26 protein-coding genes are annotated in these 24,153 nt (G+C 26.2%); 17 read left to right on the top strand and 9 right to left on the bottom strand.

From position 1 onward, the window contains the following. Positions 1-4: 4 nt before the first annotated feature. Positions 5-382, bottom strand: coding sequence for a hypothetical protein (locus tag BLP75_RS05465; protein WP_092724603.1), 378 nt, complete (start codon positions 380-382; stop codon positions 5-7). A gap of 307 nt (positions 383-689) precedes the next feature. On the opposite strand from BLP75_RS05465, the gene mglB reads away from it, so the two are divergent. The 5 genes from mglB (at position 690) to BLP75_RS05440 (ending at position 6,220) form a co-directional block, all read left to right on the top strand. Next, positions 690-1,727, top strand: a complete 1,038-nt coding sequence (gene mglB / locus BLP75_RS05460) for a galactose/glucose ABC transporter substrate-binding protein MglB (protein WP_092724601.1) — start codon at positions 690-692, stop codon at positions 1,725-1,727. Positions 1,728-1,850: 123 nt separating this feature from the next. Next, positions 1,851-3,386 (top strand): galactose/methyl galactoside ABC transporter ATP-binding protein MglA, encoded by a 1,536-nt coding sequence (gene mglA, locus BLP75_RS05455; protein WP_092724599.1) that lies wholly within the window; start codon positions 1,851-1,853, stop codon positions 3,384-3,386. Beyond that, entirely contained in the window at positions 3,370-4,404 is a 1,035-nt protein-coding gene (gene mglC, locus BLP75_RS05450) for a galactose/methyl galactoside ABC transporter permease MglC (RefSeq protein ID WP_092724597.1), read from the top strand. Before mglA ends, mglC begins: the two co-directional genes overlap by 17 nt. Before the next feature lie 131 nt (positions 4,405-4,535). After that, entirely contained in the window at positions 4,536-5,354 is an 819-nt protein-coding gene (locus BLP75_RS05445; RefSeq protein WP_170139170.1) for a M23 family metallopeptidase, read from the top strand. A gap of 158 nt (positions 5,355-5,512) precedes the next feature. Then, positions 5,513-6,220 (top strand): hypothetical protein, encoded by a 708-nt coding sequence (locus BLP75_RS05440; RefSeq protein ID WP_092724593.1) that lies wholly within the window; start codon positions 5,513-5,515, stop codon positions 6,218-6,220. 6 nt (positions 6,221-6,226) lie between these two features. On the opposite strand, the gene BLP75_RS05435 is transcribed toward BLP75_RS05440, so the two are convergent. After that, positions 6,227-7,351, bottom strand: coding sequence for an MGDG synthase family glycosyltransferase (locus tag BLP75_RS05435; RefSeq protein ID WP_170139169.1), 1,125 nt, complete (start codon positions 7,349-7,351; stop codon positions 6,227-6,229). Positions 7,352-7,493: 142 nt separating this feature from the next. Between BLP75_RS05435 and BLP75_RS05430 the strand changes: the two genes are divergently transcribed. The 6 genes from BLP75_RS05430 (at position 7,494) to BLP75_RS05405 (ending at position 12,869) form a co-directional block, all read left to right on the top strand. Continuing rightward, positions 7,494-8,819 carry a hypothetical protein gene (locus tag BLP75_RS05430; protein ID WP_092724592.1) on the top strand — a complete coding sequence of 442 codons (1,326 nt, stop codon included), beginning with the start codon at positions 7,494-7,496 and terminating at the stop codon, positions 8,817-8,819. Between the two features lie 39 nt (positions 8,820-8,858). Continuing rightward, complete coding sequence (locus BLP75_RS05425; protein ID WP_092724590.1) at positions 8,859-9,890, top strand: M42 family metallopeptidase; 1,032 nt, start codon at positions 8,859-8,861, stop codon at positions 9,888-9,890. Between the two features lie 191 nt (positions 9,891-10,081). After that, positions 10,082-10,414 (top strand): PadR family transcriptional regulator, encoded by a 333-nt coding sequence (locus BLP75_RS05420; protein ID WP_092724588.1) that lies wholly within the window; start codon positions 10,082-10,084, stop codon positions 10,412-10,414. Then, positions 10,407-11,180 (top strand): DUF1700 domain-containing protein, encoded by a 774-nt coding sequence (locus BLP75_RS05415; protein ID WP_170139168.1) that lies wholly within the window; start codon positions 10,407-10,409, stop codon positions 11,178-11,180. The genes BLP75_RS05420 and BLP75_RS05415 overlap by 8 nt, the downstream gene beginning before the upstream one ends. Further along, positions 11,164-12,204: a DUF4097 family beta strand repeat-containing protein gene (locus tag BLP75_RS05410; RefSeq protein ID WP_092724583.1), complete on the top strand. Its 1,041-nt coding sequence runs from the start codon at positions 11,164-11,166 to the stop codon at positions 12,202-12,204. The genes BLP75_RS05415 and BLP75_RS05410 overlap by 17 nt, the downstream gene beginning before the upstream one ends. A 110-nt stretch (positions 12,205-12,314) precedes the next feature. Beyond that, entirely contained in the window at positions 12,315-12,869 is a 555-nt protein-coding gene (locus tag BLP75_RS05405; RefSeq protein WP_092724581.1) for a hypothetical protein, read from the top strand. A gap of 51 nt (positions 12,870-12,920) precedes the next feature. Here the strand turns inward: BLP75_RS05405 and BLP75_RS05400 are convergent, their stop codons facing one another. Continuing rightward, positions 12,921-13,223: a hypothetical protein gene (locus BLP75_RS05400; protein WP_092724579.1), complete on the bottom strand. Its 303-nt coding sequence runs from the start codon at positions 13,221-13,223 to the stop codon at positions 12,921-12,923. A 278-nt stretch (positions 13,224-13,501) separates the two neighbouring features. Here BLP75_RS05400 and BLP75_RS05395 point away from each other — a divergent pair, with 278 nt between their 5' ends. Continuing rightward, positions 13,502-14,749, top strand: a complete 1,248-nt coding sequence (locus BLP75_RS05395; RefSeq protein ID WP_092724577.1) for a hypothetical protein — start codon at positions 13,502-13,504, stop codon at positions 14,747-14,749. A 66-nt stretch (positions 14,750-14,815) separates the two neighbouring features. Here the strand turns inward: BLP75_RS05395 and BLP75_RS05390 are convergent, their stop codons facing one another. After that, positions 14,816-15,136 carry a YlbF/YmcA family competence regulator gene (locus BLP75_RS05390; protein WP_092724575.1) on the bottom strand — a complete coding sequence of 107 codons (321 nt, stop codon included), beginning with the start codon at positions 15,134-15,136 and terminating at the stop codon, positions 14,816-14,818. 213 nt (positions 15,137-15,349) lie between these two features. Further along, the gene (locus tag BLP75_RS05385; protein WP_330385783.1) at positions 15,350-16,168 is read right to left on the bottom strand and encodes a pyridoxamine kinase; all 819 of its coding nucleotides are present in this window, start codon (positions 16,166-16,168) and stop codon (positions 15,350-15,352) included. 230 nt (positions 16,169-16,398) lie between these two features. Between BLP75_RS05385 and BLP75_RS05380 the strand changes: the two genes are divergently transcribed. Together BLP75_RS05380 and BLP75_RS05375 are read left to right on the top strand one after the other, a co-directional pair. Continuing rightward, entirely contained in the window at positions 16,399-17,547 is a 1,149-nt protein-coding gene (locus tag BLP75_RS05380; RefSeq protein WP_092724571.1) for an amidase domain-containing protein, read from the top strand. 171 nt (positions 17,548-17,718) lie between these two features. Then, positions 17,719-17,919, top strand: coding sequence for a cold-shock protein (locus tag BLP75_RS05375; protein WP_092724569.1), 201 nt, complete (start codon positions 17,719-17,721; stop codon positions 17,917-17,919). Between the two features lie 126 nt (positions 17,920-18,045). Here the strand turns inward: BLP75_RS05375 and BLP75_RS05370 are convergent, their stop codons facing one another. After that, positions 18,046-18,813, bottom strand: a complete 768-nt coding sequence (locus tag BLP75_RS05370) for a hypothetical protein (RefSeq protein ID WP_092724567.1) — start codon at positions 18,811-18,813, stop codon at positions 18,046-18,048. A gap of 205 nt (positions 18,814-19,018) precedes the next feature. On the opposite strand from BLP75_RS05370, the gene BLP75_RS05365 reads away from it, so the two are divergent. Beyond that, positions 19,019-19,423 (top strand): CBS domain-containing protein, encoded by a 405-nt coding sequence (locus tag BLP75_RS05365; RefSeq protein ID WP_092724565.1) that lies wholly within the window; start codon positions 19,019-19,021, stop codon positions 19,421-19,423. Positions 19,424-19,444: 21 nt separating this feature from the next. Here the strand turns inward: BLP75_RS05365 and BLP75_RS05360 are convergent, their stop codons facing one another. Further along, positions 19,445-20,200 carry a peptidylprolyl isomerase gene (locus BLP75_RS05360; protein WP_092724563.1) on the bottom strand — a complete coding sequence of 252 codons (756 nt, stop codon included), beginning with the start codon at positions 20,198-20,200 and terminating at the stop codon, positions 19,445-19,447. A 714-nt stretch (positions 20,201-20,914) separates the two neighbouring features. Here BLP75_RS05360 and BLP75_RS05350 point away from each other — a divergent pair. Then, positions 20,915-21,172, top strand: a complete 258-nt coding sequence (locus BLP75_RS05350; RefSeq protein WP_092724559.1) for a TIGR03905 family TSCPD domain-containing protein — start codon at positions 20,915-20,917, stop codon at positions 21,170-21,172. Positions 21,173-21,227: 55 nt separating this feature from the next. Here BLP75_RS05350 and BLP75_RS05345 read toward each other — a convergent pair whose 3' ends face one another. Continuing rightward, positions 21,228-21,683, bottom strand: a complete 456-nt coding sequence (locus BLP75_RS05345) for a hypothetical protein (RefSeq protein WP_092724557.1) — start codon at positions 21,681-21,683, stop codon at positions 21,228-21,230. A gap of 509 nt (positions 21,684-22,192) precedes the next feature. Between BLP75_RS05345 and glpK the strand changes: the two genes are divergently transcribed. Next, complete coding sequence (gene glpK, locus BLP75_RS05340) at positions 22,193-23,701, top strand: glycerol kinase GlpK (RefSeq protein ID WP_092724555.1); 1,509 nt, start codon at positions 22,193-22,195, stop codon at positions 23,699-23,701. 70 nt (positions 23,702-23,771) lie between these two features. Here glpK and BLP75_RS05335 read toward each other — a convergent pair whose 3' ends face one another. Further along, complete coding sequence (locus BLP75_RS05335) at positions 23,772-24,119, bottom strand: RidA family protein (RefSeq protein WP_092724553.1); 348 nt, start codon at positions 24,117-24,119, stop codon at positions 23,772-23,774. Positions 24,120-24,153 lie beyond the last annotated feature (34 nt).

The following is a 24,153-nucleotide window of genomic DNA, read 5'->3' as shown; positions in this document are numbered from 1 at the left end:
TTATTTACATTATAAAATGGACAATTAAACTTCCTACTAGAAGATAGGAAAAAATATTAAAGTAGTAATTTGATTGATTTGATTTTGAAGGGAAAAATGTTAATTTTGTAATTAATATTAGTACAAATAAAACAACATAACCAGAGTTCAGTATATTTGCAAAGTTAAAGAAACAGCAAACATGTATTATTGAAAATAGTATTATAAGTATTAAAAACGTTAAATTATATTTAGAGAATAATGGCAATAACTTATTGATATATTTTTTTAGTGAATCATTATTTGATGCTGAGTAAAAATCTCTTAAAATATACATAAGAGCGTAAAGGAAAATAAACAGTGAGGATATGTAACCTGATAAAATACCTATATTTTTAATCATTTTAAATCCTCCTTTTATATAATATAAATAGTTAATAATATATAATATTTTACTTCAACTAATTATGTGAATAATTTTAAAAGCAAAAAAATATAAATAGCAACAAAAAATAAGAATTAAAGAATAAAAAATAAGTTAATTAATTAAAATAATTTTAAAATATAATGATTGTCGTAAAAACATGATAAATGTGAAAAATAGAAAAATAGAAAATATTGAAAATTTACAGAAAACAATTTACAATTAAAATGAAAATGTTTTCTTAAAGAGGGTATATATCAAGAAAGCTAGAATAAGGGGGATTATCATGAATAAAAGAAGAATTTTAGCATTATCTATGGCAGCAATGATGTTGTTTTCAGCAGTAGGGTGTAGCTCATCAGGAGGAGATGGGTCAAATGAAGGAGGAACAGGTGATCTTCCTAAAATAGGAGCAACAATATATAAATATGATGACAATTTTATGTCAGCAGTTCGTAGAGAGTTAGAAGGAAATGCTAAAGATAAAGCAGATCTAATAATAAATGACTCTCAAAATGATCAAGCTAAACAGTTAGAACAAATAGACACAATGATAGCTAAAGGAGTAAAAGTATTAGCTATTAACCTGGTAGATCCAAAAGCGGCTACAACAGTTATAGAAAAAGCGAAAGCTGCAGAGTTACCAGTAATATTCTTTAATAAAGAACCGGATCAAGCTGCTATGGATAGTTATGATAAAGCTTGGTATGTAGGTACAGTATCAAAAGAATCAGGAGTTATACAAGGAGAAGTTATAGCTAAAGAATGGGAAAAAAATAAAGAAAAATGGGATAAAAATGGAGATGGAAAAATTCAATATGTAATGTTAAAAGGAGAACCTGGACATCCAGATGCAGAAGCGAGAAGTGAATATTCTATAAAAACGTTAAATGAAAAAGGGATAAAAACTGAAGAATTGGCTATAGATACTGCAATGTGGGATGCAGCTAAGGCTACTGAGAAAATGGATGCATGGTTAGCTAAATTTGGAGAAAAAATAGAGTTTGTAATTTGTAATAATGATGGTATGGCATCAGGTGCTGTTGCCTCTTTAGAGAAAGAAGGATACTTCTCAGGAGATAAGTTTATGCCAGTAGTAGGAGTTGATGCAATACCAGAAATAGTAACACTTATAGAAAGTGGAAAAGTTGTAGGGACTGTATTAAATGATGCAGTAGGACAAGGTAAGGCAGTTATAGATTTATCTATAAATGCATCAGAAGGGAAAGATGTTTTAGAAGGTACTGAATGGAAGCTAGATGGAAAGGCAGTACGTGTTCCTTATGTAGGTATAACTAAAGATAACATAGATGATGCAAAGTAATTAGAATTATAGAATTTAATAGTCAAAGTTTAAAAAGCATACTGGATTAACAGGATATTTTGTTAGTCCAGTATACTTATAAAATATTTATTAGCTTAAATAAGTCAAAAGGGGGAGCAACTTTTGGAAAATATAAATAATGAATTTGTATTAGAGATGTTGAATATATCAAAAGAATTTCCAGGAGTAAAAGCTTTATCAGAGGTAAACTTAAAAGTAAAGCCAGGAACAGTTCATGCATTAATGGGGGAAAATGGAGCTGGAAAATCAACTCTGATGAAATGTTTATTTGGAATTTACCAAAAAAATTCAGGTAAAATATTTTTAGATAGTAAGGAAGTTAATTTTCAAAATACAAGACAAGCTTTAGACAATGGAGTATCGATGGTTCATCAAGAACTTAATCAAGTTAGACAAAGAAATATATTAGATAATATATGGCTAGGAAGGTATCCAAAGAAAGGGTTATTTATAGATGAGCAAAAAATGTATGAAGATACGGTTAAGATATTTAAAGATTTAGATATAACTGTAGATCCTAGACAGAAGGTAGGGTCTTTATCTGTATCACAAATGCAAATGGTGGAAATCGCTAAGGCCGTTTCTTATGATTCCAAGGTTATAGTAATGGATGAAACAACTTCATCTCTTACAGAAAAAGAAGTTGAACATTTATTTAGGATTATTAATAAATTAAGAAAAAATAATGTTGCTATAATTTATATATCTCATAAGATGGAAGAAATATTAAAAATATCAGACTATGTAACAGTTATGAGAGATGGGCAGCTAATAGGCACAAAAAAATCTAGTGACATAACAATCGATAATATCATAAGTATGATGGTAGGAAGAGATATGTCCAATAGATTCCCTCCAAAACAAAATCATCCCGGTGAAATAATATTAGAAGTAGAAGGATTAACTGAAAATATAAAGTTTGGCTTAAAAGATGTAAGCTTTAGCCTGAAAAAAGGTGAAATATTAGGTATAGCAGGACTTGTTGGATCTAAAAGAACAGAAATTGTAGAAGCTTTATTCGGAATGAGAAAAATAGATTCTGGAAAAGTTAAACTGCATAATAAAGAGATTATTAATAAAAATCCAAGGAGTGCTATGGAAAATGGATTTGCTTTAGTTACAGAAGAAAGAAGAAGTACAGGAATATTTCCACAATTAAGCATTGAGTTTAACTCTACAATATCAAATATGAATTCATACAGATCGAATTTATTATTTTTATCAAATAAAAAAATGGGAAATGATACTAAGTGGGTAATAGAATCTATGAAAGTAAAAACTCCATCAACAAAGACGCCTATCGGTAGTTTATCAGGAGGAAATCAGCAGAAGGTAATAATAGGAAGATGGCTTTTAACAAATCCAGAAGTACTTATGCTAGATGAGCCTACAAGAGGTATAGATGTTGGAGCAAAATATGAAATTTATCAATTGATAAATGAGCTAGCAAGTAAAGAAAAAGGTATAATAATGATTTCATCAGAAATGCCAGAACTAATAGGCGTAACAGATAGAATTTTAGTAATGAGCAACGGAAAAGTTGCAGGGATAGTTGATTCTAAAAATACTACACAAGAAGAGATAATGAAATTATCAGCAAAGTTTTTAGAGGGGGATAGTTATGAAATCACAAGTTAAAGAAAGTTTAAATAATAAAACTTCTATGAAGGAGTTTTTTACTAATAATGCAATTCAATTAGTTTTAGTTGCACTACTAGTAGTTATAATTTTTATAGAACCGCAGTTTCTTTCAATAAATAATCTTAGAAATATATTAGCACAATCATCTATACGTGTAATAATAGCACTAGGTGTAGGTGGTATAATAGTAACACAAGGTACAGACCTTTCTGCAGGAAGAATAATCGGTTTAGCGGCAGTGATATCAGCATCTTTGTTACAAGCAACTGATTATGCGTATAGAATGTATCCTGATCTTCAAAGATTACCTATAGTTATACCTATTTTATTAACTATGGGACTTTGTGGACTTATGGGAGTTATGAATGGATGGGCAGTAGCAAAGCTTAAAACACCGCCGTTTATAGCGACAATGGGGACTATGCTTATTGCATATGGTTTAACATCTTTGTATTTTGATAGGCCACCATATGGAGCACAGCCTATAGCAGGATTAGATCCTGTATTTACGAAGTTAGCTCAAGGTAATATAGGAACTGGTAATTTTAGAGTTCCATATCTTATAATTTACGCTGTTATGATTTCTATAGTAATGTGGTTTGTATGGAATAAAACAAAGCTTGGTAAAAATATGTTTGCAATAGGTGGAAATCCTGAAGCAGCGGAAGTGTCAGGAGTAAATGTAGCTAGAAATATTATCATAATATATTTAATAGCAGGAGCGCTGTATGGTTTAGCAGGATCACTAGAAGCAGCAAGGGTTGGTAGTGCAACTAATAATACAGGTTTTATGTATGAAATGGATGCTATAGCTGCATGTGTTGTTGGAGGAGTATCTTTTGCAGGAGGGGTCGGAAGTATAGGTGGAATTATAACGGGGGTGTTAATATTCCAGGTTATAAATTATGGTTTAGCATTTATAGGTGTTAGTACATATTTACAATTTATAGTGAAAGGTATAATAATAATAGCAGCAGTTGCATTAGATACAAGAAAATATACTAAAAAATCATAATATATATTAAAAGAATCCTAAATAAATTAGGATTCTTTTTGTGCTAATAAGGAGAAAAAATGAAATATAGTAATAAATTATCAAAAATAAGTCAATATTAATAGATGGTGACAAAAGGAGTGGTAAAAAACATGAAAAATGGTATAAAAATAGTGATAGCATTTATAATATTATCACTAAGTTTTCTTCTTAATGAAGATAAAATATATGCTTATACAGAAAATACAGATGTAGATTCGCTAATTCAAAATAAAGAATATCAAAAAGATTTAAAAAATAAAATTAGTAACCTTGAAGGTCAAATTAATGAAAAAAGAAAGTATATAGAAGAGGGACAGTCTCTAAGTTCAGATGATACAGAAGTTGTAAGTATAAGCTTTGTAGATCAAGAAATTTTAGCAAATGAAGATAAAGTTGAAAATGAAATTGAATCTATAGAACAGGAAAAATCAAATTTAGAAAAACAACTTGAAGAGAGTATAATTGAGGAAGCTTATTTAGAAAAAACAATCGAAGAAAATAAAAAAGCTTATTTAGCTAAAAATAATTTAGATTTTATATCAGGAATATGGCCAGTACCATTATATACTGATATAAGTTCTCCTTTTGGAGAAAGAATACATCCAATAACGGGTGAAAAAAATTTTCATAGAGGTATTGATATACCAGCTCCACAAAATACGGATATAATATCAACTGATGATGGAGTCGTAATTTTTTCAGGTATACAAAATGGATATGGAAATGTAGTTAAAATAAAACATTTTGATGGAAAGAAAAGCGTTTATGCACATAATACATCTAATTTAGTTAAAGAAGGAGATATAGTAAAGCAAGGTCAAGTGATAGCTAAGGTTGGTACAACAGGGAATTCAACTGGAAACCATTTACACTTTGAAACAATAGTAGATGATGAAAATATTAATCCGATAAATGCAGTAGATAGATAAATATGAATATTGAAAAAATTTACATTCTTATTAAAAAGAAGGGTCATATACCCTTCTTTTTAGCATAAAATTAATTATAAAAAAGGATTAATATAAATAGTAGAGAATTTATAAATTATAATGTTTGAATATTTAGAAAATTCACAAAGGAGGTTTTTATGAGAAATAAATTTATTGCAGATATATTTGTATACGTTGTTTCTCCAGTAGTTGTATGTAATGTAGTAAATAATCAAAAATACGATTATATAATAGTAGCGTTATTATTTGCTATGTTTTTTTATAGCTTTGTGACTAAAAAAAGAGAATATCGAATAAATATAACTGGATTAGTTTTTTCATTTATATATATAGGGTGGTATTTGTTAAAGCAAGATGTATCTGTTGCATTTGATGAATATATATATGACACATATTTTTATTTAATAGCATCTATAACTTTAATTGGGCTTAGATTTTTAAATGTTAATATGGTTAATCAACTATATAATGATATATTAAGGGCTAAGGGAAAAACTAAAGTATATATATGGAATAAGCTTAAGAAAAGCACAGTAGCTCAAGAGCTAGAAAGGACATTACAAATTATAATAATACATTTTATGTCAGTTGGATTTATAAAAGTTTACTCTATAGCTACCTATGGTATCAATGGATATAAAACAACATTAGATTTAGAATTTTTAGCAACTTTACTTTTTATAATTGCTGAAGGTTATATGGTTTCTAGAATCATGAATTTGGATTCAGACTTAAAAAGAAAGAAAAAAAGTAATAAGTTTAATATAATAACCATAAAACAAATTAAACCTAATAGTGATGATAAAATAATTTATTTAAATAAATATAAAAAAACTAATAAATAACAAGAGTTAACTCTTGTTATTTATTAGTTTTAGTATATAATCTGAAGCTTTATCATACTCAATAGCATTTTTGAAATTAACCATATTTTCTTTCATAAAACTTAAAATAGAATTAAAATCTCCTGAAGAGATTTTTATAAATACATTTTTTAAGTCATTCTCATCTGTATATATAAATCCTATGCCTTTATCTATTATAAACTTAGCATTTTCTATTTCTTGACCTACTTTAGGAACTTTTACAATAACTGGAGTTAATGAGTGAATTGCTTCAAATAATGTAGCACCTCCAGGTTTAGTTATCATAAGGTCATACTTTTTAACTAAGTTGTGCATATCATTGACATATCCTAAAACTTTTATATTAGATAAAGGTTTTTTTTCTGTAAGATAATTATATAATTTTTTATTTTTACCAGTGACAATTGTAACGCTTATTTTATCTTTATACGAATTCAAATACTCGTCAATCCAATACATAAAGCTTTCATCAACATCGAATAACCCTCTACCGCCACCAAGCATCAATATATTATATTTATTAGGAGTATTTGACTTTTTATCAGAATAGAACTTTTTATTTATAGGCACACCCGTCGCCTTTATGCAATTAGGAGAAATACCTTTTTGAACAAATCTATTTTTTATTTCACAAGATGGAACAAAATACATATCTGTTTGTGGATATATCCATTCAAGGCTATCTACAACGTCTGTAATTACAGTTAGTGTAGGTATATTAATGTCAGGGTACTTAACTTTGAAATTATATACACAAGCTGCAGCTAATGGGAATGTAGATACAATTAAACTAGGTTTAGTTTCTAGGATATACTCTGCTAGTTTAGGTGTATATAGTTTATGTGCTATGTCGTGTTTAGAATCGAATGATTTTTTTAAATAGTAATAATAATTATATAAACCTGGTGTATATTTAGTATTATTTTCATACAACTTAATCATAGGTTTATTTAATCTCGGAAGACTAGCATTTATAAAATTTTGAATTATAACATTTAAACTAGGATCCGCATCTATAAGATAATCCTTAATAGCATTTGCAGCGCTTATATGGCCAGCACCAAATTGAGCTGTAAGTATTAAGATCGTCTTGGGTTTATCTATATCCATTAATTATTCACCTCTATTAATTTAACTTTATAATTATAGTATTATACAGCTATAACAAAATTTAATCAACAACAATAAAAGTTGAGTAATATAAGAAGGAAATAACTAATATAAAGGTGAAAATATTATATGAGGTGGAGGTATGGAAGGTGTAAATAAAAACTGTGATGATGGAAAAGTATTAATTGAATTTGCCAATATTTTGAAGCTTATAATATATTCTATAATAGGTATAGTTGTATTTTTTATTCCTATAAAAATAAACGGACATTATTGGACTATCATATATCATATTTCTTATAAATTACAAACTCAAGCAAATAGTTTTTTAGAGTTATGTGTGATAGTTTATGTAAGTTTATCATGTATAAAATCAATATTCATAAGTAAAAAAAATGGAACTAATGAAATATTAAACTATATACGATTATTTAGTTTAATAATAATTTTAAGTATTTTTTATGGCAAAAATGAAATTATATTATTAAATGATAATGTATCTTTGTTAATCTATGAGTTAGTTATAAACATATCTACGGTATTTCCAATAAGTGCAATATTTATAACTTTTTTATTAGATTATGGATTATTAGACGTTGTAGAGTCGTATTGTCATGTATTTATGAAAAAAAACTTTAATTTAAGTGGAAAAACAATTATAAATATTTTATTATATCTATCAACAGATTGTTTTTGTGGTATGTTTATGACTAGTAAACTTTATAATGAAGGAAAAATAAGACTGAATGAAGCTTGTAATCTTGTATTAAATTTTTCTATACTTTCAATTCCTATGATTTTATATGTTTCGAAAGAGTTAAATATAAAGTGTAGAGACTTAACTATTATGGTTATTTTTTTAGTATTAATATTAAATATTTTAATGAGCAGATTATACCCAATTAAAAAAAAGAAAAAATCATACTTAACAAAAACTAGCTACAAAGAAACAATACACAAGAGTGATAAATTAGAAAAAGCGATTAAGAAATATTTGAAAAATAAATCTAAAACAAACATATTCAAATCAATGTTAAACAATTTGGAAGAATCAATATCGATACTTATGAAATTAATACCAAATTTAGTATTAGTGTTGTATTTAGGTCAAATTATAATAAATAGTAATTTAATATCAGAAACAGTACAAGTCATATTTTCTCCAATTCTACAATTACTAAAAATACCAAATAAATCAGATTTAAGCATATTCATTATAAATATATTTTATAATAATATTATAGCAATAGACAATGTTAACTTGCATGTACAATATTCAACTAGACTTTTGATAGCTATAATAGCAGTATTAAATTGTACTTGTATAAGTAGTAATTATATATATATAAATAATACAAATATAAAACTAAACAAAAAAGAATTTTTAGTATCTTATATACAAAGAATAGTTTTGATAATATTTATTTATTCATTAATGTACTATTTTTATAGAGGATACATAATGTAAGTATATGTAATTAAATAGAGTATAAAAGGAGAGGTTAAAATGCATAATAAAAATTTAATAAAAAAGTACTTAGAAGAACTATTAAATATTCCAAGTCCTACGGGATATACAGGTAATATTTGTGAGTATATAAAAAGTGAACTTAAAGAACTTAAAGTAGATTATAAAACATCTAATAAAGGTATAATTGTAGCTACAATAGATGGAATAAATCAAGATGAAGAAACAACTTTTTCTTCTCATATAGACACATTAGGTGCTATGGTAAAAGAAATTAAATCAAATGGAAGGTTATCAGTTTCTCAAATTGGAGGATATATGATGAATAGCATAGAAGGCGAAAATTGTATAATTCATACTAGAAATGAAAAATGTTATGAGGGAACACTTCAAACAATAAGGCCTTCAATTCATATACACGGAAATGATGCTAGAGAGCTACCAAGAGATTGTAAAAATTATGAAGTAATAATTGATGAAGAAGTCTTTTCAAAGGATGATATATTAAAGCTAGGTATAGATATTGGAGACATAATATCATTTGATACTAGAACTAGAATAACTAAATCTGATTTTATCAAATCAAGATATTTAGATGATAAAGCATCTGTAGCAGCTATATTATATGCGATTAAATATATAAAATTAAATAATATAAAACCTAAAAACACTATAAACTTTTTATTTAGCAATTATGAAGAAGTTGGTCATGGGTCTTCTGCTTTTATACCTAAAAATACTACTGAATTTATTGCTGTAGATATGGGATGTCCAGGAGAAGGGCAAAATTCTACTGAATATGATGTATGTATATGCACTAAAGATTCTAATGGACCTTATGATTATGATTTAGTAAATAGGCTTATCAGTACTTGCAAGTCTAGATCAATTAATTATAAATTAGATATATATCCAAATTATGGGTCTGATGCTACTGCGGCATTAAAGTCAGGTATGGATGCTAAATTTGCGCTTATAGGTCCTGGTGTATTTTCATCACATGGGTATGAAAGGACTCACATAAAATCAATTATAGAAACTATAAATCTTATAATAGCATATATTTCTTAAGTTTTATAAAGCATCTTAAATCATAAACAGTTTAAGATGCTTTATATTTGCTTAAAAAGGATAAATATATAGATAAAAATCAAAAATACTATTGTGTGAAACAAAGTACTGTGTTAAGATTTATGTATAAGAATATATAACATAGTACTGTGTAAAACAAAGTATTGTGTTTAATAGAAAGGAGGAGTAATGTGAATACTCAATTTAGAAAAGGTGTTTTAGAAATTTGTGTATTAGCACTTATATCTAAAAAAGACATGTATGGATATGAAATAGTTCAAAACATATCTAAAGTTATAGATGTTAATGAAGGTACGATTTATCCAATACTTAGAAGGTTAACAAAGGAAGAATACTTTGAAACATATATTTTAGAATCTAGTGAAGGACCAGCGAGAAAGTATTATAAATTAACTGAACTTGGAAATGAAAATTTACAGAAACTACTTATAGAGTGGAAGGAATTTGTAAAAGCAGTAAATATATTAATTGATAATAAAGAAGGAGGTAATAATTTTGAATAAAATAGAATTTTTAGAAATTTTAAAAGACTATCTAAAAAAGGATTTTTCAGAAAATGAAATAAATGACATACTAAGAGATTATGAAGAATACTTTGTAGATGGATTAATAGAAGGAAAAAGTGATATGGAGATAATAGAAGCACTAGGATCTCCAAAGGCTATAGCAAATGAACTAATATCACAGATAAAAAAAGATGGCAAAGGCGAATCTAGCTCTAACGATAGATTAAATGACAAACTTAACTTATTAAAACTAAGAATAAGAGAAAAATACAATCAGACAAAAGATTATATTAGTGAAAAATTAACGCCTAATATAAATAATGAAAACCATGAAAAGAATAGAAAATGGATACAAGTTATATTAACTATATTATCAATTATTTTGATTATACCTTCTATAGCGATATTAATAACTTTAGCCGGAATAGGTATAACACTTTCTGGATTTTTAATAGCTTATATTGCAACTATACCATTAGCTGTAAACTTTTTAAAAGGAACAACTGAAACTATATTACTTTACACATTTATGTCAATGGCATTTATAGGTGGACAAATTCTTGCATGGCAAATATACATTTTTTTAATATCTTTATGTATTAAAATAATAAAAAATTATAGACATTGGATAAAGACAAGAAATATATATATAAATGCTAGCAAAAAAAAGGAAGAGTATGATAAAAAAGAATTAGAAGAAGATTACTATGAAAATTTAGATACAGATAATGTAAAGGAGGAAGGCGATGAAAGGTATGAATAAGAAAATAACTATATTTGCTATTGTGTTAATAGTAGTAGGTATTATAGGATCTATCAGCTTTGGAATTGCATCTGTTCCTTATTTTGTAAATATGGCATCACAGATAGAGCAAGATTTAAATAAAGAGAGTGTAGTATTTAATAAAGAAATAGATGTTAACAAATTAAATATAAGTACTAATGAAGCTAATGTAATAATAAAAAAACATGACAAAGAAGGCATAATAATTACTAAAAAAGGGTCAAATAAAGAGGACTCATATGATGTAAGTAATAATGAAAATGAACTTTTAATTACTCAAAATAAAAAAAATGATAAAAATTATGGTGAATTTAAGGATATAAATGATATTGCTGATTTAATGATAGAAGAACTTTACTCATATAATACAAATACAATCACTATATATGTACCTAAGGAAATGGACGTAAATGTGACAACAGAAAATGGGGCTTTAATAGTAGAAGATGATATTTTATTGAGTACATTAAATTTTAAGACAATTACAGGAAATATATCATTACCTAAGAAGATAAAGAATTTAAATGATTTAAATATTAGATCTAAAAATTATATACAGATGTCTGTATCAGAACTATTAGGGATAAAGAATGTAAATATTATAGCAAATTCAGTAAATATATATTCAGATGAGCAAGATATATTCATAGATGATATAGAAAATTATATACCGCAAAATGTGGAAATAAATCAATCAGCTAATGAATATGGAGATATTGCAATAAGAGTAGATACACCTGTAGCTAAAAATTTAGTTGTTAATGCCAAACAATCAAGTACAGAGTTAGACTTGCCTATAGATAAATACAATGTAAATTTAGATTTAAAATCAATAGAAAGTATAGACTTTAGTGAGCTGATAGAAAGACATAAAATTGACAATAATAATATAGATAAATTACAGAATTCAAGAGAATTAAATATTAATTTAAATGATAATTTAAAAAACAATGAAAAAGAATATAAAATTCAAGTTAAATCTAATTATATAAGTATAAAATAATAAAAAATATTAAAATTTTAAAAATAAAGTAGAAAAATCGTGAAATAGCTAAAAATATATAGTATACTGTGATATAATATTAAATAATAATAAAAAGAAGAGGTATACTTATGAAAAAAATAGCGATAACTTTATTTTTAATTGCTACTACTTTATTAGCTACGTCGTGCGCAAATTATAAACAAAGTTCTAATATAATAGATGAGAAGCCATCTTCAATAATAGTTAATAGTGATAAAAAAGCATTAAATATAAGTGAAAATAGGATTAAAAGTAGCGAAACAATTAAAAAAAATACTGTGATTGAAATGCCTATAAGTGTTATGGCAAAGGATACAACTACTACTAAATATGTAAAAGTAGATGTTAATAGCTCTTTAGAAGAAAAATTAAATATTATAATAAATAGTATTTCTCAAGAATGTTTTAATGGATTACCTATGAATGTAAAAGTATTTGGTAAAAATACAGCTAAAATTAATTTAGTAGAGTACAAAGATTCTCAAAAAAGTAGGGTATCTTGGAAAGACGATTATTTAAATGATTCAACAAAAGAGTACACTATAAATACTATAGTTAAGAATATAATTCAAGATAATTATAATGGAGATTGGATAGAAAAGGTTCAGTTGTATTATAACGATGAATTAATACAAATAGACTAAAACAGCATTAGATATAATTTATATCTAATGCTGTTTTTTATTATTTAGTTTTTAATTTGTATCGTGTAAATCACTAGAATTACTAGTTATATAAGTTGCTATAGATAGTACACCGATACCTGCTAATAGTTTTAATTGTTGCTTTGCTAAAAATTTACATGTTGGGATCGTAACCTTTCTTACTTTAGGGCTAATGATAGTTGCAGCTGCTAAAGTGGATCCCACTAATAAACCTTTTGTTAATAAAGGGTTAGATTGAGTAAATGTCTTTAAATCGTCTCCTAAGTTGCAACAATCATCTTCGAAGTAATAAAGTTCCTCTTCATTAGTGTTGTTAAATTCATTAAAAGTCATAAAATCACTCCTATCAAGAAATTGCTACATTTTAATTTGCAATTCTTGTAAATATGATGTGCAAATAGCATAAAAAATATTATAAAAAAGGTAAAATATATTTTTATCATAAATTAAAAAAAAATTTTAATATACTAAATAAAATAGTAATTCTTTATATCAAAATACTTCAACTATAAAGAATTAGTAACCACATTGAAAGACAATCATATAATTATATTAGACAACATAAGTTTTTCTTATGGGGGTAAATTTACAGCAAAGGGGTTTGACGTTTTATGAGAAAAAGAAAAAAACAACAATGTTCTACAGTAAACTATGAAGAATGTAACATATGTAATACATGTAATGAACCAGTCAATACATGCAAACCAGCTAATACATGTAAACCATGTAAACCATGCAAGCCAAGTAATACATGTAAACCATGTAAAAAACCAATTAAACAATATGTAGAGTGTCCTTGTGAGGACTATGAAATAACTTGCGTAGATAAATGTGTTAAATTAGCTAAACAAGCAGAAGATTTATTTGAAAGAGCTTTAGAATGTGAATGTAAAGCTCAAGAAGCATATGAACAAGCTAAAGAATGTGAAAAATCATCTAAAGTTTTATGTGCTAAAGCTCAAAATTTAATACAAAATGCTAATTGTGATGAAAAAGAAGCAAAAGCAGCTGAATGTAAAGCAAAAGAATTAATGGAAAAGGCTGAAAAACTTTGTGAACGAGCTAAATGTTTATATAAAGAAGCTGAAAAGGTAGAAAAAGAAGCTGAATGCAATTGTGAAAAAGCTAAATGTTTATATGAAAAAGCTCAAGAACATAACGATAAAGCTAAATGTTTATATAATCAAGCTTTAAAATGTGATGAAAAGGCATTAGAATGTTATAAATCAGCAGGGGAAAAAATAAAAGAATATGAGCATAAATCTAAAAAATGTGAAGATATGATTAAAAAATGTAGTGATAAATTAGATTTATGTGAAACTAAACCTAAATGTGAAATGGAAATAGACTGTGAATGTAAAATAGAAAAATGTGGATGCCAAGCTCCAAAGAAAAAAGAATGCGGATGCAAAATAGAAAAATGTGAATGCCAAGCTCCAAAGAAAAAAGAATGTGGATGTAAAATAGAAAAATGTGAATGCCAAGCTCCAAAGAAAAAAGAATGCGGATGTAAAATAGAAAAATGTGAATGCCAAGCTCCGAAGAAAAAAGAATGCGGATGTAAAGTTAAACACAACAATTATTGCAATCCATGCTATGAAAAAGAAGAAATAATATATGTAGAAGATGAAGATATATGTATGAATAATGGATGTGCAACATATGTAAGCCCTATGTATGATATGTGCAATATGCAATATATAGGTGGATTTTCTCAAGAATATCCAAGTTTAGATATGCCTTATATGAATGCATATGTAAATCAATATCAAGATATGAATGATATGTGGATGAATTACTATATGATGATGCAAAATATGATGCAAAATATGATGATTCAACCTAGAGACTTTGACTAAAAATATAATATGTAAATAAAAAAGAGTGCCTATTTAGGCATTCTTTTTTATTTGTCAATTAATAGATTACTTTAAGAGTTCTTTTTCTATACTTTTATAAAGTTTTTCCATCATATTATTAAAATCTCTTGTAGCTTGCATATAATTAGCAACTATAGGAAGATTAAAAAAACTATGGTAATCACGATTTAATTGACTTATTTTTTTTGATGCATCTTCCATTCTATAATTTGAATAAATGTTATTTTTTTTATTAATATAACTATCTAGTTGTTTTTTTAGATTTCTATTTCTCTCTAATTCTAATTTACACTTATTCATATTTTTAAATTCATCAGTAGCTTTTACATATTGAGCAAACTCTTTTGATCTTTGATTTATATCCATGTAAATTCCCCCTTTTATTAAATCTATATATTATATTCTATAAATAAAATTTTAATTATAGAATAAATAAAGGTAATTAGAATTTGTAATAATAAAAAATATTAAATTAGTAACAAAAGGTATAAAAATTTAATAGTATATAAGGTATGATATTTGACATATAAGAAATTGACAACGTGGAATTGGGATACCTTTTTAGGTATCCCTTTTTAATTAAAGTGTTGTTAGCATATGTAAGTAATTCTCAAACATTACTCCATCATTTCGATTTGTATCAAATTGAGATGTATAGTTAACAGTTTCTGAGATAAATTTAGTAGCTTCTTTAGTAGCATCTTCTAGAGAAAAGTCTCTCATTAAAAGACCTGAAACGATAGATGTAAATATATCGCCAGTTCCACTATAAGATTTATTATTATATTTTATAGATGTCACAAAGTGTTTATTTAAATCTTTATCATATGCTAAGTTAATAATATTATCCTCTGATATTATCCCTGTTATAATAACTTTTTGAGGACCTAAAGTACATATTTTTTTAGCTATATCTAGAATTTCTAATTCTGAAAAAGTATCTTTCTTATATTCATAATTAGTTAAAAGGCATGCTTCTGTTAAATTTGGGGTTACTAAATTTGCATGTTTAACTAAGTTTTTAATTTTTTTGCACATATCATCATCAAAAACTGGATAAAGTTTTCCTTCATCACCCATAACTGGGTCAACAATAACAAATGAATTTTTATTTTCACAAATAAATTTACACACAATATCCACTTGTTCTTTAGAACCCAAAAATCCACTATATATACAATCAAAGTTTGCATTTAGATTTTTCCAAACATGATAATAATCATTCATATGATTAGTAAAATCTAAAAATGTATATTCTGGATACCCTGTCTGGCTAGACAATATAGCGGTAGGAAAGGGACAACATTGAACCTTTAATGCTGAAATTATGGGAAGTGCAACTGTTAAAGAACACCTTCCAATACCAGATAAATCATTAATTGCAGCTATTTTTTTCAAAATAATTACACCTCCAAAAACTTAAAATAATAGCACTAAGATAATAAACTACATAATTATATTACTACTATTATTTTAAAAAACCTAGTAAATAAAATAAAAATTTAAATGTATGATAACAATTTTAACTTAAATTAAATAAATAAAATTATTTACTTATGATTTGGACATAATAATAAAAAATAATTTAAAAATAATGACAGATGTACTCTTTGCTAGGAGGTGTAACTTTGAAAAAAATCATAATAAGAAATAAGTACATCAGATGTTTGATTATTTCACTTAGTTTAACTTTATCAATAGGCTTGTATGTATATATTAATCAAAATAAATATAATATACCTGAGAAACTAATACAAACAAGTAATATAAATGATGAAGAAGTAAATAATCAGTATAAGTTACTTCTTGAAAATCTATTTGATTATAGAAACAAAGCTTTACTGGAAAAAGATGAAAATATACTCAAAAACCTTTATGAAACAAATAAAAAATTTGGTTTGTGGGCATATGAACATGAAGCTAAAAAAATGAAATATCTTGAAAATTGGTCAAGCAAACAAGGAGTCAAGTTTAATGACATTAAAACGAAAGTTAAAGTAAAAAAAGTAAAAGAAAAAGAAGATGATTTGTATGGAATTATATGTACAGTATCTACTGAATATAAATATTCATATGAGAATCAAAAAGATATAATAAATATGTTTAGGATAGGAACATATCATTACTTAAATGTTAAGATAAAAGATAATCAATGTATTATTACTAAAGAATGGTATACCGATCCTTTTGCAGATTCATTAAATCTTGAAAATATAAAATCGGAAGATATAAGAAATTATATTTTAAGTCAAGATCCTAAAAAATTAGACTTAAGTCAAGAGCAATTAAAAGGTATTGAATATGCCCATAAATACTGTGGAGCAGCGGCTGACGAAGAATATGGTTTAAAATTTAATTCTAATTATAGAGATTATAATCCTGAAGGAGGAGATTGCGCTAATTTTGCATCTCAAATAATGTTTGAAAGTGGAAGATTCAAGAAAAATGATACTTGGAACTATTCGGATAATGCAGGGACTAAAGCTTGGGTAAATGCTCAAGCATTTAAGAACTACATATTATATAGTGGAAGAGGTAGCTTAATATCTAAAGGATCTTATCAAGACGTATATAAAAGTGCGTATAACTTAAAGCCAGGTGACTTTGTAGCCTATGAAAAAGGCGGACGAATAACTCATGTATCTACTGTAACTGGTATAGACTCAAAAGGTTATCCGTTAGTAACTTGTCACAACACAGATAGATTATTGGTACCATGGGATTTAGGTTGGAGTGATAAAGAAATAAGATTTCATATAATACAAGTACATTATTAACAAAAATTAAAATAAACTTAACTATAGCATGTATATTTTTAGAAAAAATATCATATATGTGTGTATAAAACTAATAATAATTGACAAATATATCTATATATGATAAAATAGTAATAAGATTACATTAATTGTAATTAAATAATTTTGTGTTTTTTTTAGGAGGATTTATTAATGAAAACTGGTGTAGTTAAGTGGTTTAACAACGAAAAAGGATTTGGATTTATATCTGTAGAAGGTGAAGGAGATGTTTTCGTACATTTCTCAGCAATAACTGGTGAAGGATACAAGTCTTTAGAAGAAGGACAAAGCGTTCAATTTGAAGTAGTTGAAGGAGCTAAAGGTCCTCAAGCTGCTAATGTAGCTAAATTATAATCTAAAGTTCATATATATTAGTAATTCTAGTAATATGTGAAACACAGCCGCTTTTTAAGCGGCTTTTTTAATACAATTACATAAATTAATTATATTAAGAAATATATAAGGGTAAGAATTAAATTCTTACCCTTTGATTAGTCCAATGCCTTCTTTAATCTTAAATCCTTTTTCTTTTATTAAAAAGTTAAGTAACTCATTTGAATTATATTTAAAGAATTTATTTATGCAATACTCAAGATCATCCTCTAATTTATCAAATTCATTATATATATGGAAAGTAGCGCTAAACTTACTCATTTCATCTCTTAACTTATCTAAATCAACTAAGTCTTGAGCATAAGAAAAATCTAAAGAACCATTTAATATCATATTTTTCACAGTTAAAGCTAAGTTATCAAGGCTATTAAATTGTATTACAATCTTAGAATTTTCATTATATTCATTTAAATTTTTCTTGAATTTAGGCTTAAGTATTTCTAGATGACTTTCAACAAATGAAGAAAAATCATTTTGATTAAATTTTATTTCAAGATCTTCTAATAAAAAATTGTTCATATGTGATTCCCAAAGTTGTATAGCAAATTTATTACTGTTTAAATTTTTTAACGGATTACCTAAATAATCATAAACTCTTGGGAATGAATAGTTATGGCTCTTTGCAATTTCACATCTAAAGAAATATCCATCCTTATCTTTAGGAATTAGGTTTAATATAAAATCGTAAAGTTCACTTCCAAAGTATATTTTAGTATTTTGAATTATTTCTTTATAATCAGAAATACTATCTATATTGCTATTCAAATCTTTATTTTTAGATATAATTTCAAATAATTTATATTCGTACACACTGTTTAATATATTTTCTAATTCTAACTTATAATTAAAATTCATAGTAATACCTCCGTAGATAAAGTTAAAAATGTATTACTATCTTTATACCCATAAAATATATTTTGAAATAAAAAAATATGAGATAAACGGATATTTGAATTTAAAATAATAGCTAATTATGTTAAAATTATAAAGGAGATAAAAATAAAAAAATATATTTAAAATTATATTTTTTAAACAAAAGAGTATTTGGAGGTGTAGTAAAGTGAACATATTATTTTTTCTGACACCTAAGAGTGAGGTTGCATATATATATGAAGACTACACTATGAGGCAAGCTTTAGAAAAGATGGAATATCACAGATATTCAGCTATTCCTATAATTGATAACGAAGGAAAATATGTGGGAACGATAACAGAAGGAGATTTATTGTGGACATTAAAGAATGATTTTTCATTAGATTTAAGAGCCGTAGAAGAAGTTCCTATAATGAATATAAAAAGACGAATGGATAATGCTCCAGTATCAGTTAATGCAAATATAGAAGACTTAATTTCAAAGTCAATGAATCAAAATTTTGTTCCGGTTATTGATGACCAGAAAACGTTTATAGGAATAATTAAAAGAAGAGATATAATTGAATATTGCTACAATAAATTAAAAGCCTAGCGAATGCTAGGCTTTTATATATTAGTCATTGTATTTAACATTAGTTCCATACTTAGATTTTAAGTCGTTTAATTTATTTGAATAAATTTCACTTTGTTTTTGGTACATTAAAGTTCTTTCTATTTCATTTTGAACTTCTTCATATTTAGATTCTCCACCTGGTTGGATATCTTCTAATTTTATTAAGTGATATCCGAATTGAGTTTGAACAGGTCCTCTTACTTCACCTTTTTGCATATTAAATACTTCTTCTTCAAACTCAGGTACCATTTGTCCTCTAGGGAATGAACCTAAGTTTCCGCCAGCGTCTTTAGATGGGCAAGTAGAATGTTCAGCTGCTGCATCTTCGAAAGAAACTTCACCAGCGTTTATTTTATTAAGTAATTCATTAGCTTTATCTTCAGTTTCTACTAATATATGTTTAGCAGAAGCAGTTTCTGATTTATTAAATTTGCTTTTATTAGCTTCGAAGAAAGCTGTTTTTTCTTCTTCAGTTAATGTTATGTTAGATAAAACTTTGTTTATAGCATATTGCTTTAACATATTTTCTTCAACTTTTTTCATTTCACTTTTGAAATCATCGTTGTTATGTAAGTTATTTTCTCTAGCCTCTATATAGAATAATTCTTGATTTACTAAATCTTCTAATAGTTGTTTTTTTCCTTCTTCAGTGTTAAAATGCATAGCTTGATATGGATCTAAGCTTTGTAATGCACTTTCAAGATCGTAGTTAGTTATTTCTTTTTCGCCAACAGTAGCTAAAATTTTTCTTTCCATAATATTTAACTCCTTTATAATTAAATTTAATTACTAATATTATCCTCAAAATAAATAATATCAGAAAAAAAGCTATATGTCTAACATTTCCAACAATAAGATTAAATATGTATTAATAAGAAAAAGTTATAGTAATTAATAATATAGCTGATAAAATTCCAACCACACCTTCATTCATTTTATATTTGAAATTTTTTAGGCATGAAATATAAAAATAAATAGCTATAAATATAAGTTTTAACGATAATAAAAGTATACTTTTAGAAAAAATTAGATAACTACATAAAAATAAAATAAATGCAATTAAAGTACTTATTCTATATAAGACAGTTATTTTCTCAAAAAGTTTAAAGTTATAAATAATTATAGCTATATAAATTATAGATAATATAGAAAATAATCCAAACATAAATATAACTGTTTCAAATTTAGGTATAGAAACTACATTATACCAGACTATAGGCCAAAATAGTAAAACTAAAAATTTAAAAAATTTATCAATAAAAGTTTCTCTAGTCATATTAGATATATCCTTTCTATTTAATAAAATGTATTTATAAGTAAATTAAAACATATAAATATTACAAATACTATAATTATTAACTATATATTATAAAAATATATGAAAGATTATAAAAAAAATTAATATATATTATATAAGATAATTAATTTTAAATCAAAATCAATAAATATTAATTTAAGGGGGAATTATTGATGTATAGATATTATACCAAAGGAGTATGCTCAAAATCTATAATAATGGACATAGATGAAAATATACTAAAGGATGTTGTATTTGAAGGTGGATGTAGTGGTAATACAATAGGAATAAAGCATTTAGTTGAAGGAAAGGATATAGATGAAATAATAGAATTATTAGAGGACATACCATGTAAAAATAGAGGTACATCTTGTCCTGATCAGCTAGCTAAAGCATTAAGAATATATAAGGAATATGCGTATAATAAATAAAAACTTAAATTTATAATCAAAAAATGCTATCTCATATAAGAGATAGCATTTTTTATTACTTAGTAGCAACTAATATCGCTATTTTTGCATCAGGGTTGTAACTTATTTGAACCATTTGGTTTTTCTTAACGTTCATAAGATCTTCACCACCATGATGTATTTCTAATTTAATAGGCATTTTACCTTGTTTTATGATAGCAATATATTCATTTTTACCTTTTTTCTCTAAGCTAATTAAATTACCAACATAAGGTTTAAAGTTTTGATATTTATCTCCTGCTTTTTTAACGTAGAAATAAGTACCTACAGCGATTAATAAGTTAATACCAAGTATAGCCCATGAATTTAATCCAGCTGCTATACCACCTATTAATACAACAACCATTAAAATAATAGGCAGAATCGCTTTCTTCATAAGAAGTTTCCCCATTATTTCATTAGCCTTTTTTTCAGGGCCAGTCATTGTTTTTGATCTAGCAAAAGATTCTGCGAATTTGTCTTTTAAGCCCATATTAATCCTCCTAGTTTTAATAAATATTTAGTTATAATAACGATGTCATGCTTGAAACTAAAGATTTACCTATTTATATTATGTACAAGTTTGCTATTAAAATTTATATTCAAGCAAAGCAAAATATATTCATTATTTTATCATAAAATTATGAAAAAGAAAATAAATGTACTGATAAAAAGTTAATTATTATTATTATAGGTGAAATTGATAAAATTAGAACAGATTTATAAAATAATTAAACACTAAAATAATAATTATAAGATCTATTTGATAATGCAAAAAAATAAATTTTTATATAATATAAATACTTAACCTTAGTGTTAAAGTGAGTAATAAACTTAATTTAGATATAATTGTAAAATATAATCAAAGTAAAAAGCAACTAAATATTTAGTAAAATATAAAACAAAGTGATATTTTAATATAAAATGTTGCTTTTGTTTTATTTTAATGCATTTATGATAAAATAAGTGTATATTAATTAAGTTTAAATAAGGAGAAATTTTATGGAAAAAAAATATATAATAGCTCTAGACCAAGGAACTACAAGTTCTAGAGCTATATTATTTGATAAACAAGGTAAAATTATAAAAACAGCACAAAAGGAGTTCACTCAAATTTACCCTAAAGCTGGTTGGGTAGAACATAATCCTATGGAAATATGGGGATCTCAAAGTGGAGTAATGAGAGAAGTTATAGAAACTACAGGAATAACACCAGAAGAGATTGCTTCAATTGGGATAACTAATCAAAGAGAGACTACAGTGGTTTGGGATAAATTTACAGGGAAGCCAATATATAATGCAATAGTATGGCAGTGTAGAAGAACATCTGAAATATGTGATGAATTGAAAAATAAGGGTTTAGAAAATAAAATAAAGAAAAAAACTGGATTGTTAATAGATGCTTATTTTTCTGCAACTAAAGTAAAATGGATATTAGATAATGTAGATGGTGCTAGAGAAAAAGCTGAAAATGGAGAACTTTTATTTGGAACTATAGATACATGGCTTATATGGAATTTAACCAGAGGAAAAGTACACGCAACAGACTATTCAAATGCATCTAGAACGATGATGTATAATATAAAAGAATTAAAATGGGATGAAGAAATAATAAAAGAACTAGATATACCGATGAATATGTTACCTAATGTATATCCATCAAGTTATATATATGGTCATACTGATGAGATGATGCTAGCTGGAGCGCAGATACCTATATCTGGATGTGCTGGAGATCAACAAGCGGCACTATTTGGTCAAACTTGCTTTGAAGAAGGAACTGCAAAAAATACATATGGTACAGGTTGCTTTTTACTTATGAATACAGGTGAAAATATAGTTGAATCAAAACAAGGATTGCTTACAACTATAGCATGGGGAGTAGACAATAAAGTAGAATATGCTTTAGAAGGAAGTATTTTTATGGCCGGAGCTTCTATACAATGGTTAAGAGATGAACTTAGAATGATAAAACACGCTAAAGATAGTGAAACTTATGCAAACAAAGTTGAAGATACAAATGGAGTATATGTAGTTCCTGCATTTACAGGACTAGGTGCACCATATTGGGATATGTATGCAAGGGGGACTATATTAGGTCTTACCAGAGGAGCTCAAAAAGAGCATATTATAAGGGCTACTTTAGAATCCATAGCATATCAAACAAAAGATGTATTAGAAGCAATGCAACAAGACTCTCAAATGACTCTTAAATTTTTAAAGGTTGATGGAGGGGCAAGCAGCAATAACTTTTTAATGCAATTTCAATCTGATATGTTAAATGTAAATATAGATAGACCTAAAGTTGTTGAGACTACAGCTTTAGGAGCAGCTTATTTGGCAGGATTAGCAGTAGGATTCTTTGAAGATAAAGAGGAAATTAAATCTAAGTGGAATGTAGACAAAGAATTTAATCCCACAATAGATGAAGAAAAAAGAAGTAAATTATATAAAGGTTGGAAAAAATCTGTAAGTAGAGCTCTTATGTGGGCAAAAGAAGATGATATTTAAAAAATAAATAAGGAATAAAATAGAGATGTCAAACAATGATATCTTTATTTTATTCCTTATAATTAAAAATTTACTCTTTTATAGCAGCAACAACGCTCATTTCAACTAATAAACATTCTCTAGCCATTTTAGCTTCTACACAAGCTCTAGCAGGAGCAAATCCTTTTTCAACCCATGAGTCCCATACAAAGTTCATATCAGCAAAATCTTTCATATCCTTTATATATATTGTTACAGATAACATATGATTTTTATCAGAACCGTACTTATTTAATAAATCTTCTATTTTAGCTAGTACACCAGCAGTTTGCTCTTTTATATCTCCCTCAGCATGAACTTGACCACATAAGTAAAGTGTATTATTATGAACAACAGCTCTACTCATTCTCTCATTTGTTTCAAATCTTTTTATTTCCATAATAAAAACCTCCTATAAATTTCGACAATATAAA

Source organism: Romboutsia lituseburensis DSM 797, assembly GCF_900103615.1.
In the GTDB taxonomy this organism is placed as follows: Bacteria; Bacillota; Clostridia; order Peptostreptococcales; family Peptostreptococcaceae; genus Romboutsia_F; species Romboutsia_F lituseburensis.
The sequence above is the reverse complement of the archived record's forward strand: the minus strand, read 5'-3'. Positions and strand labels throughout refer to the sequence as shown.

Bases quoted from the DNA above. Each gene is read 5' to 3' on its own strand.
- BLP75_RS05465 (WP_092724603.1), bottom strand. From the start codon at position 382: ATGATTAAAAATATAGGTATTTTATCAGGTTACATATCCTCACTGTTT.
- mglB (WP_092724601.1), top strand. From the start codon at position 690: ATGAATAAAAGAAGAATTTTAGCATTATCTATGGCAGCAATGATGTTG.
- mglC (WP_092724597.1), top strand. From the start codon at position 3,370: ATGAAATCACAAGTTAAAGAAAGTTTAAATAATAAAACTTCTATGAAG.
- BLP75_RS05445 (WP_170139170.1), top strand. From the start codon at position 4,536: ATGAAAAATGGTATAAAAATAGTGATAGCATTTATAATATTATCACTA.
- BLP75_RS05440 (WP_092724593.1), top strand. From the start codon at position 5,513: ATGAGAAATAAATTTATTGCAGATATATTTGTATACGTTGTTTCTCCA.
- BLP75_RS05435 (WP_170139169.1), bottom strand. From the start codon at position 7,351: ATGGATATAGATAAACCCAAGACGATCTTAATACTTACAGCTCAATTT.
- BLP75_RS05430 (WP_092724592.1), top strand. From the start codon at position 7,494: ATGGAAGGTGTAAATAAAAACTGTGATGATGGAAAAGTATTAATTGAA.
- BLP75_RS05425 (WP_092724590.1), top strand. From the start codon at position 8,859: ATGCATAATAAAAATTTAATAAAAAAGTACTTAGAAGAACTATTAAAT.
- BLP75_RS05410 (WP_092724583.1), top strand. From the start codon at position 11,164: ATGAAAGGTATGAATAAGAAAATAACTATATTTGCTATTGTGTTAATA.
- BLP75_RS05405 (WP_092724581.1), top strand. From the start codon at position 12,315: ATGAAAAAAATAGCGATAACTTTATTTTTAATTGCTACTACTTTATTA.
- BLP75_RS05400 (WP_092724579.1), bottom strand. From the start codon at position 13,223: ATGACTTTTAATGAATTTAACAACACTAATGAAGAGGAACTTTATTAC.
- BLP75_RS05395 (WP_092724577.1), top strand. From the start codon at position 13,502: ATGAGAAAAAGAAAAAAACAACAATGTTCTACAGTAAACTATGAAGAA.
- BLP75_RS05390 (WP_092724575.1), bottom strand. From the start codon at position 15,136: ATGGATATAAATCAAAGATCAAAAGAGTTTGCTCAATATGTAAAAGCT.
- BLP75_RS05375 (WP_092724569.1), top strand. From the start codon at position 17,719: ATGAAAACTGGTGTAGTTAAGTGGTTTAACAACGAAAAAGGATTTGGA.
- BLP75_RS05370 (WP_092724567.1), bottom strand. From the start codon at position 18,813: ATGAATTTTAATTATAAGTTAGAATTAGAAAATATATTAAACAGTGTG.
- BLP75_RS05360 (WP_092724563.1), bottom strand. From the start codon at position 20,200: ATGGAAAGAAAAATTTTAGCTACTGTTGGCGAAAAAGAAATAACTAAC.
- BLP75_RS05350 (WP_092724559.1), top strand. From the start codon at position 20,915: ATGTATAGATATTATACCAAAGGAGTATGCTCAAAATCTATAATAATG.
- BLP75_RS05345 (WP_092724557.1), bottom strand. From the start codon at position 21,683: ATGGGCTTAAAAGACAAATTCGCAGAATCTTTTGCTAGATCAAAAACA.
- glpK (WP_092724555.1), top strand. From the start codon at position 22,193: ATGGAAAAAAAATATATAATAGCTCTAGACCAAGGAACTACAAGTTCT.
- BLP75_RS05335 (WP_092724553.1), bottom strand. From the start codon at position 24,119: ATGGAAATAAAAAGATTTGAAACAAATGAGAGAATGAGTAGAGCTGTT.